Origin of the sequence: Methylobacterium platani, from assembly GCF_001653715.1 — a bacterium.
In the GTDB taxonomy this organism is placed as follows: domain Bacteria; phylum Pseudomonadota; class Alphaproteobacteria; order Rhizobiales; family Beijerinckiaceae; genus Methylobacterium; species Methylobacterium platani.
Genome location: NZ_LWHQ01000017.1, coordinates 186,482 through 199,780, shown reverse-complemented (window position 1 = coordinate 199,780; position 13,299 = coordinate 186,482). Strand labels below are relative to the sequence as shown.

Annotated in this window: 9 protein-coding genes and 2 tRNA genes; 7 read left to right on the top strand and 4 right to left on the bottom strand. The window is 72.2% G+C overall.

Annotated elements, in window-relative coordinates:
- Positions 1–15 precede the first annotated feature (15 nt).
- Positions 16–2,217 carry a 3-hydroxyacyl-CoA dehydrogenase NAD-binding domain-containing protein gene (locus A5481_RS10670; protein WP_048437375.1) on the top strand — a complete coding sequence of 734 codons (2,202 nt, stop codon included), beginning with the start codon at positions 16–18 and terminating at the stop codon, positions 2,215–2,217.
- Between the two features lie 342 nt (positions 2,218–2,559).
- Here the strand turns inward: A5481_RS10670 and A5481_RS10665 are convergent, their stop codons facing one another.
- Both A5481_RS10665 and A5481_RS10660 read right to left on the bottom strand, forming a co-directional pair.
- The gene (locus tag A5481_RS10665) at positions 2,560–3,921 is read right to left on the bottom strand and encodes an MFS transporter (protein ID WP_048437374.1); all 1,362 of its coding nucleotides are present in this window, start codon (positions 3,919–3,921) and stop codon (positions 2,560–2,562) included.
- Positions 3,922–3,930: 9 nt separating this feature from the next.
- Positions 3,931–4,125 (bottom strand): ribosome modulation factor, encoded by a 195-nt coding sequence (locus A5481_RS10660; protein ID WP_048437373.1) that lies wholly within the window; start codon positions 4,123–4,125, stop codon positions 3,931–3,933.
- A 173-nt stretch (positions 4,126–4,298) separates the two neighbouring features.
- Here A5481_RS10660 and A5481_RS10655 point away from each other — a divergent pair, with 173 nt between their 5' ends.
- Positions 4,299–5,606 carry a PLP-dependent transferase gene (locus tag A5481_RS10655; protein ID WP_048437372.1) on the top strand — a complete coding sequence of 436 codons (1,308 nt, stop codon included), beginning with the start codon at positions 4,299–4,301 and terminating at the stop codon, positions 5,604–5,606.
- 3 nt (positions 5,607–5,609) lie between these two features.
- Here A5481_RS10655 and A5481_RS10650 read toward each other — a convergent pair whose 3' ends face one another.
- On the bottom strand, positions 5,610–5,939 hold the full coding sequence (locus tag A5481_RS10650; RefSeq protein WP_048437371.1) for a hypothetical protein: 330 nt from the start codon (positions 5,937–5,939) through the stop codon (positions 5,610–5,612).
- A gap of 386 nt (positions 5,940–6,325) precedes the next feature.
- Here A5481_RS10650 and A5481_RS10645 point away from each other — a divergent pair, with 386 nt between their 5' ends.
- The 5 genes from A5481_RS10645 (at position 6,326) to A5481_RS10625 (ending at position 11,210) form a co-directional block, all read left to right on the top strand.
- Positions 6,326–7,897 (top strand): 2-isopropylmalate synthase, encoded by a 1,572-nt coding sequence (locus tag A5481_RS10645; RefSeq protein ID WP_064503934.1) that lies wholly within the window; start codon positions 6,326–6,328, stop codon positions 7,895–7,897.
- Positions 7,898–8,133: 236 nt separating this feature from the next.
- Positions 8,134–8,209: transfer RNA gene (locus tag A5481_RS10640), tRNA-Lys, on the top strand.
- A 104-nt stretch (positions 8,210–8,313) separates the two neighbouring features.
- Positions 8,314–8,389 (top strand) — tRNA-Lys (locus A5481_RS10635).
- Positions 8,390–8,591: 202 nt separating this feature from the next.
- A complete protein-coding gene (locus A5481_RS10630; protein ID WP_048432466.1) occupies positions 8,592–9,233 on the top strand; it encodes an alpha/beta hydrolase in 642 nt (213 codons plus the stop codon).
- A 195-nt stretch (positions 9,234–9,428) separates the two neighbouring features.
- A complete protein-coding gene (locus tag A5481_RS10625) occupies positions 9,429–11,210 on the top strand; it encodes an outer membrane beta-barrel protein (protein WP_048432467.1) in 1,782 nt (593 codons plus the stop codon).
- A gap of 207 nt (positions 11,211–11,417) precedes the next feature.
- On the opposite strand, the gene A5481_RS10620 is transcribed toward A5481_RS10625, so the two are convergent.
- On the bottom strand, positions 11,418–13,103 hold the full coding sequence (locus tag A5481_RS10620; RefSeq protein WP_064503933.1) for a methyl-accepting chemotaxis protein: 1,686 nt from the start codon (positions 13,101–13,103) through the stop codon (positions 11,418–11,420).
- Positions 13,104–13,299: the final 196 nt, after the last annotated feature.

The following is a 13,299-nucleotide window of genomic DNA, read 5'->3' as shown; positions in this document are numbered from 1 at the left end:
CACGAGGCCTTCGCCATGAACCTCACGAATTTCCGCTTCGAGACCGATGCCGACGGCGTGGCGCTCGCCACCTGGGACATGCCGGGCCGCTCGATGAACGTCGTCACCCCGGAGGTGATGGACGAGCTGAACCGGATCGTCGACGCCGTCGTGGCCGACGCCGCCATCAAGGGCTGCGTGATCACGTCGGGCAAGGACACCTTCTCGGGCGGCGCCGACCTGACCATGCTGCAGGGGCTCGGCGCCGAGCACGCGCGCCTTGCCCGCGAGCGCGGCGAGGAGGAGGCGATGACCTTCTTCTTCGAGGAATCGCGCCGGCTCACCCTGCTCTACCGCAAGCTCGAGACCTGCGGGAAGCCGTTCGCGGCCGCCGTGCACGGCACCTGCCTCGGCGGCGCCTTCGAGCTGGCCTTGGCCTGCCACCACCGGGTGCTGTCGGACGACGACAAGACCCGGGTCGGCCTGCCGGAGATCAAGGTCGGGCTGTTTCCGGGCGCCGGCGGCACCCAGCGCGTCGCCCGCCTGATGCAGACCGGCGACGCCCTGCAGATGCTGTTCAAGGGCGAGCAGATCCGCCCGCTGATGGCCCGCAACATGGGCCTCGCCCACGCGGTCGCGCCGCGATCCGAGATCGTCGAGAAGGCGCGCGAGTGGATCAAGGCCGGCGGCTCGGCCGTCGCGCCCTGGGACCAGCCGAAGTTCAAGGCGCCGTCGGGCAAGGTCTACTCGCCGGCCGGCATGATGACCTGGCCGCCGGCCAACGCCATCTACCGCCGCGAGACCCACGACAATTATCCGGCCGCCAAGGCGATCCTGCACGCCGTCTACGAGGGCCTGCAGCTGCCGATGGACCTGGCGCTCCGGGTCGAGAGCCGGTACTTCGCCAAGATCCTGCGCTCGCCGGAAGCGGCGGCGATGATCCGCACCCTGTTCCTGTCGATGGGCGAGCTCAACAAGGGCGCCCGCCGGCCGAAGGGCGTCGGCGCGGTGCAGCTCAAGAAGGTCGGGGTCGTCGGCGCCGGCTTCATGGGGGCGGGCATCGCCTACGTCTCGGCCAATGCGGGACTCGAGGTGGTGCTGGTCGACCAGTCGGCGGAGGCGGCCGAGAAGGGCAAGGCTTACGCCCACAAGCTCGTCTCCGACCAGATCATGAAGGGCCGCGCCAAGACCGCCGACCGCGACGCGCTGCTTTCGCGCATCACCGCCACCGGCGACTACGGCGCGCTCGCCGGATGCGACCTCGTGGTCGAGGCGGTGTTCGAGGACCCCAAGGTCAAGGCCGAGGTGATCGCGAAGGTCGAGGCGGTGATCGGGCCGGACGCGATCTTCGCCTCCAATACCTCGACCCTGCCGATCAGCGGGCTCGCCAAGGCCTCGTCGCGCCCCGAGCAGTTCATCGGCATCCACTTCTTCTCGCCGGTCGAGAAGATGATGCTGGTCGAGATCATCATGGGCAAGACGACCGGTGAGCGGGCGCTGGCGGCGGCCCTCGACTACGTCCGGGCGATCAAGAAGACCCCGATCGTCGTCAACGACGCCCGCGGCTTCTTCGCCAACCGCTGCGTCGGTGCCTACATCCTCGAAGGCCACCTGATGCTGGCCGAGGGCGTGCCGGCCGCGATGATCGAGAATGCCGGGCGCCAGGCCGGCATGCCGGTGGGCCCGCTCTCGCTCAACGACGAGGTCGGCGTCGACCTCGCCCTCAAGATCGTCAAGGCGACGAAGGCGCAGGTCGGCGAGGCGGCGGTCAACCCTGTCCAGGAGAAGGTGCTCACCGCCCTCGTCGAGGGCGAAGGCCGGCTCGGCCGCAAGAACCGCAAGGGCTTCTACGACTATCCCGAGCAGGGCGCGAAGAAGCTGTGGCCGGGCTTGGCCGGCCTGCAGGAGACGAAGCTCGACCCGGACGACGTCGACTTCCCGGAGCTGAAGCAGCGCCTCCTCGTCACCCAGGCGCTGGAGGCGGCCCGGACCGTCGGCGAAGGCGTCGTCACCGATCCGCGCGAGGCCGATGTCGGCTCGATCCTCGGCTTCGGCTTCGCGCCGTTCACCGGGGGCGCCCTGTCCTACATCGACGTCATGGGGCCGGCCCGGTTCGTCGCGCTGTGCCGGACGCTGGAAGCCAAGCACGGCGCCCGCTTCAGCCCGCCGGCGACGCTGGTGGCGATGGCGGAAAACGGCGGCACCTTCTACGGCGAGGCCGCCCGGCAGGCGGCGTAGGCCCCGGCCCCGCCGTTCCCGCCCCGTCCCGGAGGCCCGCGCGGCAGCCGTACGGGGCGGGTGTGGTGCCGCAAGGCTGATGCCCCGTCGTAAGCCATCCCTTTCCCGGACGACGGAAACGAGGTGGAAGGAGATCCGGGATCGAGGGGATGGTTGCCGCGAAGCGGCTCCGCTCGCCGCACCGTTGCGGCGAGGCGGAGGCTTCGCGACATCTTGTGCTGGATCCCGGATCTGCTTCCGCTAGAGCGCTTCACGATCGCGTTGCAATCGTGAAGCGCTCTAGGTATTTGATTTTGCCGCATTTTCTGAGACGAACCGGCATCCTCTTCGTCGGAAAATGCTCTAGCGCTGCAATCGTCCGGGACAGGGCGGGTGCGATTCGCCGGATCGCCCGCCTGCCGTCGCCGCGCCTGTCCCCTCGTCCAGGTCCCGCCCGCGGGTCTCCGGCAAGAGCCACGCCGCCGCCGTGCCGAGGAGGCTGAAGGCGGCGAGGTAGTAGGCCGGGGCCATCCGGTCGCCGGTCGCGGCGATGAGCCAGTTGATGACGTAGTTGGTGCTGCCGCCGAACACCGAGACCGCGAGCGCGTAGACGACGGCGAGGCCGGAGCTGCGCACCGCGCGCGGCAGCGATTCCGGGATGCCGACGATGACCGCCGCGGCGTTGATCGAGGACAGGGCCGAGAGCAGGAAGGTCACGGCGTAGACGGCGAGCGCGCTGGGATCGCGCAGCAGCCAGGCGAAGGCCGGGACGGCCAGCAGCAGGATCAGGACGCGCGGCCAGATCATCACCGGGCGTCGGCCGTAGCGGTCGGCGAGGTAGCCGCCGAGCAGCGGGAACGCGACCGAGGCGAGGCCGAGGGCGATCGGCACCGCGGTCGCGGCGGTCTCGGACAGGCCGAGCGTCGCGCCGGCATAGACCGGCATGTTGGTGCCGACCGCGTTCGAGACCGTCGAGGCGGCGACGACCACGAAGGTCAGGCCGAGCAGGCGGCCGTGCTCGCGCAGGAGCCGGCCGAGCACCGCCCGGGTCGAGGACGCGGCATCCGGATCCGCCGCGACGCCGCCGGTCTCCGGCAGGTGGCTGCGGATCACGAGGCCGACCGGCACGACGGCGAGGCCGGCCAGGAACATCACCCGCCAGCCCCACCCGGCCATGGCGGCGTCGCCGAAGGCGAGGGCGAGGGCCGTCGCCAGGAGGCCGGCGAACAGCGCCGCGCAGCCCTGGCTGGCGATCTGCCAGCTCGTGACGAAGCCGCGGTGCCTCGCCGGCGCCGCTTCCAGCAGGTAGGCGGTCGAGGGGCCGACCTCGCCGCCGAGCGCCAGGCCCTGGATCAGCCGGCCGGCGATGACGACGACTTGCGCCCATCCGCCGATCTGGGCGTAGCCCGGGCAGGCGGCGAGCATCAGCATGCCGAGCGCCATCAGGGCGATGGTGACGAGCATCGCGGGCTTGCGCCCGGCCCGGTCGGCGAGCGCCCCGATCAGCGCGCCGCCGACCGGCCGCATCACGTAGCCGACGCCGAACAGGGCGAGCGACGCGAGCAGGCTGTGGCTGGCGTCCGAGGCCGGGAAGAACGCCTCGCCGATCGCCTTGGCGAAGAAGGCGTAGACGGTGAAATCATAGAATTCGAGGGCGTTGCCGAGGACCACCGCCCCGACCGCCTTGCGGTCGAGGGTGGGGTGGGCGGGATTGCGTGCGTCCATGCGGTCGGGTCAGCGCCCGGGTTCGCGCTTGAGGCCGCCGGTCACCGGCTCGGCGCCGGCCGCCACGGCCTCGTCGTAGCCGGCAAGCCAGCGCTCGCGCGCCGCGGTGCCCTCGGCGTAGGGGCAGGCCTCGCGGGCGAGGCCCTTCTCCGGGGCGGCGCGGCCGAGGGCGTGGGCGTCGAGGTTGTCGGGCGGCGATTGCATCGGGGTCGTCGGGCTCCTGTCGGGTCATCGGGCCCGATCGCGGGCGCCGATGCCGAGAACCCGAACCGCCGGCGAGGCCGGACGTTCCCGCCGGGCCTCGTCGCCGGCCGCGTGGCGGGCCGGGCGCGACGGGCCTATACGGCACCTCATCCGCTCCCCAAGGAACCGCCGCCGTGCCGCATGTCCCGTCCGCTCCGTCACCGACCGAGGCCGGCCCCAAGCCCGGGCGGCGCGCGGCCTTCCTCGACGGATGCGCCCCGGCGACGCGGCGCATCCACGCGCCGATCGTCGACCTCGCGGCCTCGCGCGGCCACCTCAACCCGCGCGGCCTCGGGGCGGCCCGCGCCTCGTCCGATCTCGGCTCGCTCGGGCAGAGCAGCGTCGGCTTCGAGACGCTCGGCGATTACGCGGCGGCGGACGCGGCGGGCCGCGCGCCCTACGGCGGCGCCGAGTACGGCGTCGTCCAGTCGCCGGAGGCCGACGCGGTCTGCGCGAAGTTCGCGGGGCTGCATGGCGGCGCCGGGGCGATCGTCTGCGGCTCGGGCCTCGCGGCGATCGCGACGGTGCTCGACGCCTTCGCGCCGACGCTCGTGCTGATCCCGGAGGGGGTCTACTTCCCGGCCTGGCGCTACATGGCGGAGGCGAACGTGGCGCCGACCGGCCGGGCCGAGCTCCAGACCTACCCGGCCGGCGCCTCGGGCGAGGAGGTCGGCGCGCTGTTGGCGCGGGCGGGCGGGCGCGTCGCGGCCCGGGACACGCTGGTCTATCTCGAGGCGCCGGTGAGCGGCACCTTCGAGATCCCGGACATCGCCGGCATCGTCGCCCGGGCCGGGGCGGCGGGCGTGCGCACGGCGATGGACAACACCTGGGCAAGCCACGTGCGCTTCCGCCCGCTCGCGCACGGCATCGACCTCGCGATCCAGGCGACGACGAAGTACGAGGGCGGCTATGGCGACACCCCGAGCGGGATCGTGGTGGCGCGGAGCGAGGCCGACATCGCCCGCCTGCGCCGGCAGCTCCGGATCAGCGGCCAGGGCGCGGTCTCGCCCCAGACCTGCACCCGGCTGTTCCACCGCGTCGACGGCGCGGAACGCCGCCTCGACCGGCACGCCGCCACGGCCGCGACGCTGATGGGTTGGTTCGAGACCAAGGGCTTCGCCGCCGGGATCCTGAGCCCCGCCCGCGCGGACAGCCCGCATCACGGGCGCTTCCAGCAATACTTCGGCGCCGGCAACAGCCTGTTCACGGTGGTCTTCGACGACGGCCTGCCGGTCGAGCGGGTCCACGCCTTCGTCGACGCGCTGCTGCTGTTTCGCGTCGCCGAGAGCTGGGGCGGCCACGTCTCGCTGGTGCTGCCGGTCCATCCGCGCCGCGACCCGGCGGTCCTGCCGAAGGGCGCGATGGTCCGCTTCAACGCCGGCCTGGAGGAGGCCGGCGACCTGATCGCCGATCTCGACCAGGCCGCGCGGGCGGCGTTCTGAGGCCTACGGGTAGCCGAAGCGGGCCTTCGCGGCGGCCAGCAGGTGCAGCGCCTCGCCGTCGCGGCCGGCGGCGCAGGCGTTCGACGCATTGGCGAGATCGGCCGAGAAGCGCTTGCCGACCGGCGCGTTGAGGTTGCCGGTGGCGACGTCGCTGTCGACGATGGCCTGCGTGCGGGCGATGGCCGGGCCGCAGCCGGTGCCGGCGGGCAGGGCCCCGGCGGGGAGCGCGGCGACCGGGCCGAGCGCGGCGGCGGGCGGGGCGGCCGGCTTCGACTGGCAGGCGGCGAGGGCGAGGAGGGCCGCGAGGGCGAGCCCGGGCTTGCAGAACGACACGGGGACGACTCCACCTTGTTGAGCGTGTAAGGCCAAGCTTGTGGCAAGCACGGCGGAAGCGGTCAATCGCGGGCCGACGCAGCGTCGGGCGCGACTTGTCATCGCGCGCGCCTCCCGGTAAACAGGCGGCCCTCGCTTTCGGGTCATCACCCCTTCAGGAGACGCGAGCCGTGGCTCATGCCGGCTCCCCGCTGACGCTTCCGACGACCGCCCTCCCGGCGGCGCGGGCGCGCGCGCTCCTCCTCGGCGGCCTCCTTCTCCTTATCAGCCCCTGAGGGCCGTCCGGGCGCGTGCCTGGGCCCTTGGGGGATGGAAAGTCGAGACACACGATCCCGAAGCCAGCCGCGCCCGCGCGCCCTCGTCCCGGGCGAACCAGGATTTCCACCATGACCGACCAGACCGCCCGCACGCCGTCGTCTCCTGAGCGCGTGCTGATCTTCGACACCACGCTGCGCGACGGCGAGCAGTGCCCCGGCGCCACGATGACGCTGGAGGAGAAGCTGGCGGTGGCCGAGATGCTCGACGCGATGGGCGTCGACATCATCGAGGCCGGCTTCCCGATCGCCTCCAACGGCGACTTCGAGGCGGTGGCGGAGATCGCCCGCCGCGCGAAGCGGGCGGTGATCGCCGGCCTCGCCCGCGCGATCCCCGCCGACATCGCCCGGGCCGGCGAGGCGGTGCGGTTCGCCCGCCGCGGGCGCATCCACACCTTCGTCTCCACCTCGCCGATCCATCTGGCCCACCAGATGCGCAAGACCGAGGACGAGGTCCTGGAGATCGTCCTGAAGACCGTGGCCCAGGCCCGCGACCTCGTCGAGGACGTCGAGTGGTCGGCGATGGACGCGACCCGCACGCCGATCGACTACCTGTGCCGCACCGTCGAGGCGGCGATCCGGGCCGGCGCCACCACCATCAACCTGCCCGACACGGTCGGCTACGCCACGCCCGAGGAGTACCGGGCGATGTTCCGCGCCGTCCGCGAGCGGGTGCCGAATTCCGACAAGGCGGTGTTCTCGGTCCATTGCCACAACGACCTGGGCCTCGCGGTGGCGAACTCGCTGGCCGGCATCGAGGGCGGCGCGCGCCAGATCGAGTGCACCATCAACGGCATCGGCGAACGGGCCGGCAACGCGGCGCTGGAGGAGATCGTGATGGCGATCAAGACCCGCGGCGACGTCCTGCCCTACGAGACCGGCATCGACACCACCCAGCTCGTGCGCGCCTCGAAGCTGGTGGCCGGCGCCACCCACTTCCCGGTCCAGTACAACAAGGCGATCGTCGGCCGGAACGCCTTCGCCCACGAGAGCGGCATCCACCAGGACGGGATGCTGAAGAACCAGACCACCTACGAGATCATGACGCCGGAATCGGTCGGCGTGCACAAGACCTCGCTGGTGATGGGCAAGCATTCGGGCCGGGCCGCCTTCCGCTCGAAGCTCGACGACATGGGCTACCGGCTGTCCGACAACCAGTTCCAGGACGCCTTCGAGCGGTTCAAGGCGCTGGCCGACCGCAAGAAGCACGTCTACGACGAGGACATCGAGGCCCTGGTCGACGAGAACCTGGCCACCGCCCACGACCGCATCAAGCTCGTCTCCCTGACGGTGGTGGCCGGCACCCGCGGGCCGCAGCGGGCGACGATGAAGCTCGACATCGAGGGCCGCACGGTCACCGAGGAGGTCGACGGCAACGGCCCGGTCGATGCGGTGTTCAACGCCATCCAGGCGCTGGTGCCGCACGAGGCGGCGCTCGAACTCTACGACGTCCACGCGGTGACCGGGGGCAGCGACGCCCAGGCCGAGGTCTCGGTGCGCCTGCGCCAGGACGACCGCATCGTCACCGCTCGCGGCGCCGATCCGGACACCCTGGTCGCCTCGGCCAAGGCCTACCTCGCCGCCCTGAACAAGCTGCAGGCCGGCGCGAGCCGCCTGCACGCCCAGCACGCCGCCGCGGAGTAAGACCCCGGCCCCCGCGAACGGCCTCGTTCGCAGGGGCCGGCAAGCCCGAATGGGTGCCGGCGCCGATCGCTCATGCATCGACGTGTCGATGCATGAGCGCCCCGATCCGGGATCCCAGCCGGCAAAAAATCGAGGGCTCGGCGGGATCGGGACTGGACAGGCCGCCGCCGGCCCCTTAAACGACCCTCACCGCCGGGGCGGTTTGGTGGCTTCCCCGGGGGCGCTCTTGTGAGAGCGGGCGCATAGCTCAGTTGGTAGAGCAGCTGACTCTTAATCAGCGGGTCCTAGGTTCGAGCCCTAGTGCGCCCACCACAAGATCCAGGTTACTTTCGTAGTAGCTTGAACCGGATGCTTCTCAGGCAGCCGACACCTTTGGAACGGTTGGTGGCCGTTCCCCTCTCGTCCTCACGGACGACGGGCGCATAGCTCAGTTGGTAGAGCAGCTGACTCTTAATCAGCGGGTCCTAGGTTCGAGCCCTAGTGCGCCCACCATTCCCCTCCCCCCTACGACGATGACCTGGGACGGCGTCACGGTCGCCGTGCGCGCGTAGGCCCATAAGCCCGGTTGCGCGGATCCGCTGCCGATACGATCTGCCACCTTGGACCTCATCCTGAGGTCGAGGGTGGGATGGCCCGGTTCCAGTTGTCTCGGGTTCACGCCGACGCTCCTGTTCGAACAGTTCCCGAGGCAAGCATGACCGTGGTGCTGCTGCACGGCCTCGGCCGGACGAGCGCCAGCATGGCGCGGCTCGCCGCGCGCGTCGGGGCGGCCGGCTACCGCGCCGAGACCCCCGATTACCCGTCCCGCCGCCTCGGCCTCGCGGCCTGCGCCGCGCATCTGCGGCCGATCGTGACGGCGATCCGGCGAGAGGCCGGGCATCCGATCGTCCTCGTCGGCCATTCCATGGGCGGCCTCGTCGCCCGGCATCTGGCCGCCGCCGATCCCGATCTTGCGGCCGGCCTCGTGACCCTGGGCACGCCGCATCGCGGCAGCGAGGCGGCCGATTGGGTGTCGGCGTCCCGCCTCGGGCGGCGCGTGTTCGGCCCGGCCCTGCACGACCTGCGCACCGATGCCTGCGCGGCCTTGCCCGCGCCGGCCTGCCCGCTGGTGGCCGTGGCCGGAACGCGGGCGCTCATCCCGTTCTTCCGCGGCCGGATCCCGCCGCCGCATGACGGTCTCGTCGGCGTGGCGCGCGCCCGGCCCGGCGCCGGCGAGGCGTGGCACGCGGTTCCGGGCGACCACACGCGCCTGATGGATCATCCGGCCGCCGTGGCGCTGGTGCTGCAAGCCCTGTCGGCGTGGCTCCCGAGGAATGTCGGCGATCCGGCCGCGTGAACCCATCCCGACGATCACGCATTTGTGATCGATGGCCTAAGGTACTGGTACGGCAGGTCTTTCGTCGAAGGATCGGCGGCTGCGCCTCGCGCAGCGTCATCCGGCACGGGAATGGTGGCGCGCGCGAGACAGGCGCCGGGCTCGCGCGCGCGCATACAGGCGCGACCGAGGCGCCCGATTCCGACAAGGCCCGTGATGCGATCCCTGCTTGCCCTGATCCCGCTCGCCGGCTTCGCGGCCGACGCCCTGGCGGCGGACCTGCCCGCCCGCGCGCCGCCGCCGCCCGTCGCCGCCCTGCCCGCCTTCACCTGGACCGGGCTCTACAGCGGCCTGTTCGCCGGCTACGGCCAGTTCGACAACCGGACGAGCCCGGCCTGCCGCGGTGCCGACGGCCTCGCGGGCGGCCTGCGCTGCCCGGTGCGCTCGGCGCTCTCGCCCCGGGCCGACGACTTCATCGCCGGGACCGAGGTCGGCTACACCTACCAGCTCGCGCCGGGGCCGGGCCTCGTCGTCGGCGCCGCCGCCGACTACCAGTTCACGCCGATCCGCTCCTACGGCCTCGAGACCGGGGCCCTCCCGCAGGCGGGGCAGCCGGGCGCGGTCTATCCGGGCGGGGTCTACCATGTCGGCCAGCGCCTGGACTGGCTCGCCACCGCCCGGGGCAAGATCGGCTACGCCTTCGACCGGGTCTTCGTCTACGGCACCGGCGGCGCGGCATTCGGCGGCGTGCGGATCGACACCACCACCACGGCGAATGCCGGCTTCTTCGATCCGCGGGTGAACCTGCCCGAGTTCGACGCCCGGAAGGGCGCGCTGCGCGTCGGCTGGGTCGCCGGTGCCGGTGTGGAATATGCGATCAGCCCGCAGCTCTCGGTCAAGGGCGAGGCCCTGTACTACGATCTCGGCAGCCGCACGGTGCTCGCCGGGGATGCGAGCGGGTTCCGGCCGAACCTCGCCGTCGGCGCCCGCGCCGGGATGAGCGGCGTGCTCGGCCGGGTCGGCCTCAACTACCGCTTCGACGACGGCCTGCCGGTCGTCGGCCCGTTCGTCGACGTCGCCAAGGCGCTCATCGACCCGGTGCCCTACGTCGCGCCGGTCGCCCAGGTCTGGGATTTCGAGGTCGGCACCCGCTACGTCTACGACTCGGGCCGCTTCGGCAAGTCGTTCTACCGGCCGGCCGACGGGACGATGATCTCGCGCCTGACCTACCGCGACTTCGACGCCCATTCGGGCGAGACCTTCGCCCGCCTCGACCACAACCCGACCGGCCTGTTCGCCAAGGGCTTTCTCGGCTCGGGCTTCGTCGCCTCCGGCGGCCGGCTCAACGACGAGGACTTCCCGCCGGGCATCCGCGGCAACGTCTACTCGAACACCCTGTCCAAGATCCGCGACGGCGACGTCGCCCTCTCGGCGATCGATGCCGGCTACCATTTCCTGCGCGGCGACACCTACCGGCTCGGCGCCTTCCTGGGCTACCAGTCGACGACCGAGCGCGCCAACGCCGTCGGCCTGGTCCAGACTGCCGCCAACCCGGTGATCGGCAGCCGGGGCGTGCCGAACGGCGTCTCGGTGCTGACCCAGGACAACCACTGGAACGCGCTGCGCGTCGGCCTCGCGGGTGAAGCCCGCTACGACCGGTTCACGCTGTCCCTGGAGGGCGCCTATCTGCCGGTGGTCGGCCTCGACGGCTACGACCGGCACTGGCTGCGCCCGGACATCAACCCGCTCGCCGAGCGCGGCACCGGCAGCGGCTACTTCGTGCAGGGCGTGATCGCCTACGACCTCACCCCGACGATCAGCGTCGGCGTCGGCGCGCGCGCCTGGCGCATGACGGTCGACCGGCGGGACGGCACGACGCAGTTCCCGACCCTGACCGAGCCGGCGAAGTTCTCCAGCGAGCGCTACGGCGCCTTCGCGCAGATCTCGTACCGGTTCACCGATCCGGCCTTCGGCCTGGGCGGGCTGGCGGCGAAATAATACCGCCGCGCCTTCGACCGGATCCGTTCGACGGCGCCGGCGAAGCCCGCAAGATCTCTCTCCTCGCGTCGGCGCCGATGCGCCGGACGCCGTGGCATCGGGGTCGATGCCACGGCGCGAGGGGATGAGACCGTGTCCGGAAGGACTCTTCCGGACACGGTCTCAGGGATCAGGTCGCGGGCAGGCACCGCCTTGGCGACATCGGCCTCAGGCGGCCCGCACGGTGTCGAGGAAGTGCGCCACCTCGGCCGAGAGGTGCTCGGACTGGCGCGACAGCTCGGAGGCCGAGGCCAGCACCTGGGCGGCCGCCGCACCGGTCTCCTCGGCCGCCCCCGCCACGCCGGCGATGTTGCCGGTGACCTCGCCGGTCCCGGCCGCGGCTTGGCTGACGTTGCGGACGATCTCCTGGGTCGCCGCGCCCTGCTCCTCGACCGCCGCGGCGATCGAGGTCGCCACGCCCGAGATCTCCTCGATCCGCGCCGTGATCTTGCCGATGGCGCCGGCCGCGTGGCCGGTCGAGGCCTGGATCGCCGCGATCTGGCCGGTGATCTCCTCGGTCGCGCGGGCCGTCTGGCCGGCGAGTTCCTTCACCTCGGCCGCCACCACGGCGAAGCCGCGGCCGGCCGCCCCGGCGCGGGCCGCCTCGATGGTGGCGTTGAGCGCCAGGAGATTCGTCTGCGCCGCGATCGACGAGATCAGCCCGACCACGTCGCCGATCCGGGCGGTCGCCTCGGTCAGCGCCCGGACCTGACCGGCGGTCTGCCCGGCCTCGGCCACGGCGGCGCGGGCCAGCTGCGCCGAGCCGTCGACCTGGCGGCCGATCTCCTGCACGGACGCCCCGAGCTCCTCGGCGGCGGCCGCGACGGTGCCGACATTGGAGGAAGCCTCCTCGGCGGCGGCGGCGACGGCGGTCGATTGCGCGGCGGTCTGGGTCGCGGTCGCCGTCATGGTCTGGGCGGTGGCCTGCAGCTCGATGGCCGCGGCCGAGACCTGCCCGACGATGCCGCCGACCGCCCGCTCGAAGGCATCCGCCATCTGGCGCATGCCGGCGCGGCGCTGCTCCTCGGCCGAGGCGCGGGCGAGCACCGTCTCCTCCTCCAGCGCGCGGGCGCGGATCAGCCCGTCCTTGAACACCTGCACGGCCGCCGCCATGGCGCCGATCTCGTCGCGCCGGCCCGTGCCGGGGATCGGCGTCGCGAGGTCGTGGTTCGCCAGCCGGCCCATCGCGGCGGTCATGCGGGCGATCGGCCGGGCGACGCCGAGGAGGCTGAAGATCGCGGCGCCGATCGCCGCCGCGAGCGCCAGGCCCGTCATCACCGCCGCCGCCAGGATGCCGGTCCCGGCGCTGGTGCTGCTGTGCTCGGCGCTCGCCAGGGCGGCGCCGGCATTCATCGCGACGATCGCCTTCAGGGCGCCGGTCGCCTCGGCGTTGGTGGCGGTCATCTCGGGGCCCGTCAGGGTGGCCAACGCCGTGGCCTGATCGCCGGCCGCCATCGCGCCCGTCACCATCTTCTGGCCCTCGAGGTAGCGGCTCCACCGCGCGACGAAGCGCCCGAACGCCGCCCGCTCCTCGGGGCCGGAGATCAGCGGCTCGTACTGGGCCTGGAGGTCGACCAGCGCCTTGCGGCTGTCGGTCAGGGCCTGCTCGTTGCGGTCGTAGGCGGCATCGTCGGTCGAGGTGACGACGAAGCGGTAGAGATGGATGCGGTAGCTCTGCGTTTCCGCGTAGATCTGGCTGATCAGGTTCGAGGCCGGGATCCGGGTCTTGGCGATCTCGACGATGTCGTCCCGCAGCGTCATCAGCCGCAAGATCCCGTTACCCCCCTGCGCCACGCTGAACAACATCAGCGTCATGATCGTCCCGATCAGGACATGCTTGATCGACAATTTCATCGTGCAACCGCCCGGCATCGACGCGACAGCCCCGTGATCCGAGGCGCGTCCCTGCATAGGCGATGCCTTGTTATCTCTTGATGAAGAGCGGCGTTGCTGGCGCGAGAAGGTTCATGCCGGCGCAAAAATCAGCACAGCCGCCGGTCGGGTGGGCGGCAGGGCTGTCCGGGTGACGATCGGAGGGCAGGACGAGGCG

Bases quoted from the DNA above. Each gene is read 5' to 3' on its own strand.
- A5481_RS10630 (WP_048432466.1), top strand. From the start codon at position 8,592: ATGACCGTGGTGCTGCTGCACGGCCTCGGCCGGACGAGCGCCAGCATG.
- A5481_RS10645 (WP_064503934.1), top strand. From the start codon at position 6,326: ATGACCGACCAGACCGCCCGCACGCCGTCGTCTCCTGAGCGCGTGCTG.
- A5481_RS10670 (WP_048437375.1), top strand. From the start codon at position 16: ATGAACCTCACGAATTTCCGCTTCGAGACCGATGCCGACGGCGTGGCG.
- A5481_RS10620 (WP_064503933.1), bottom strand. From the start codon at position 13,103: ATGAAATTGTCGATCAAGCATGTCCTGATCGGGACGATCATGACGCTG.
- A5481_RS10660 (WP_048437373.1), bottom strand. From the start codon at position 4,125: ATGCAATCGCCGCCCGACAACCTCGACGCCCACGCCCTCGGCCGCGCC.
- A5481_RS10665 (WP_048437374.1), bottom strand. From the start codon at position 3,921: ATGGACGCACGCAATCCCGCCCACCCCACCCTCGACCGCAAGGCGGTC.
- A5481_RS10625 (WP_048432467.1), top strand. From the start codon at position 9,429: ATGCGATCCCTGCTTGCCCTGATCCCGCTCGCCGGCTTCGCGGCCGAC.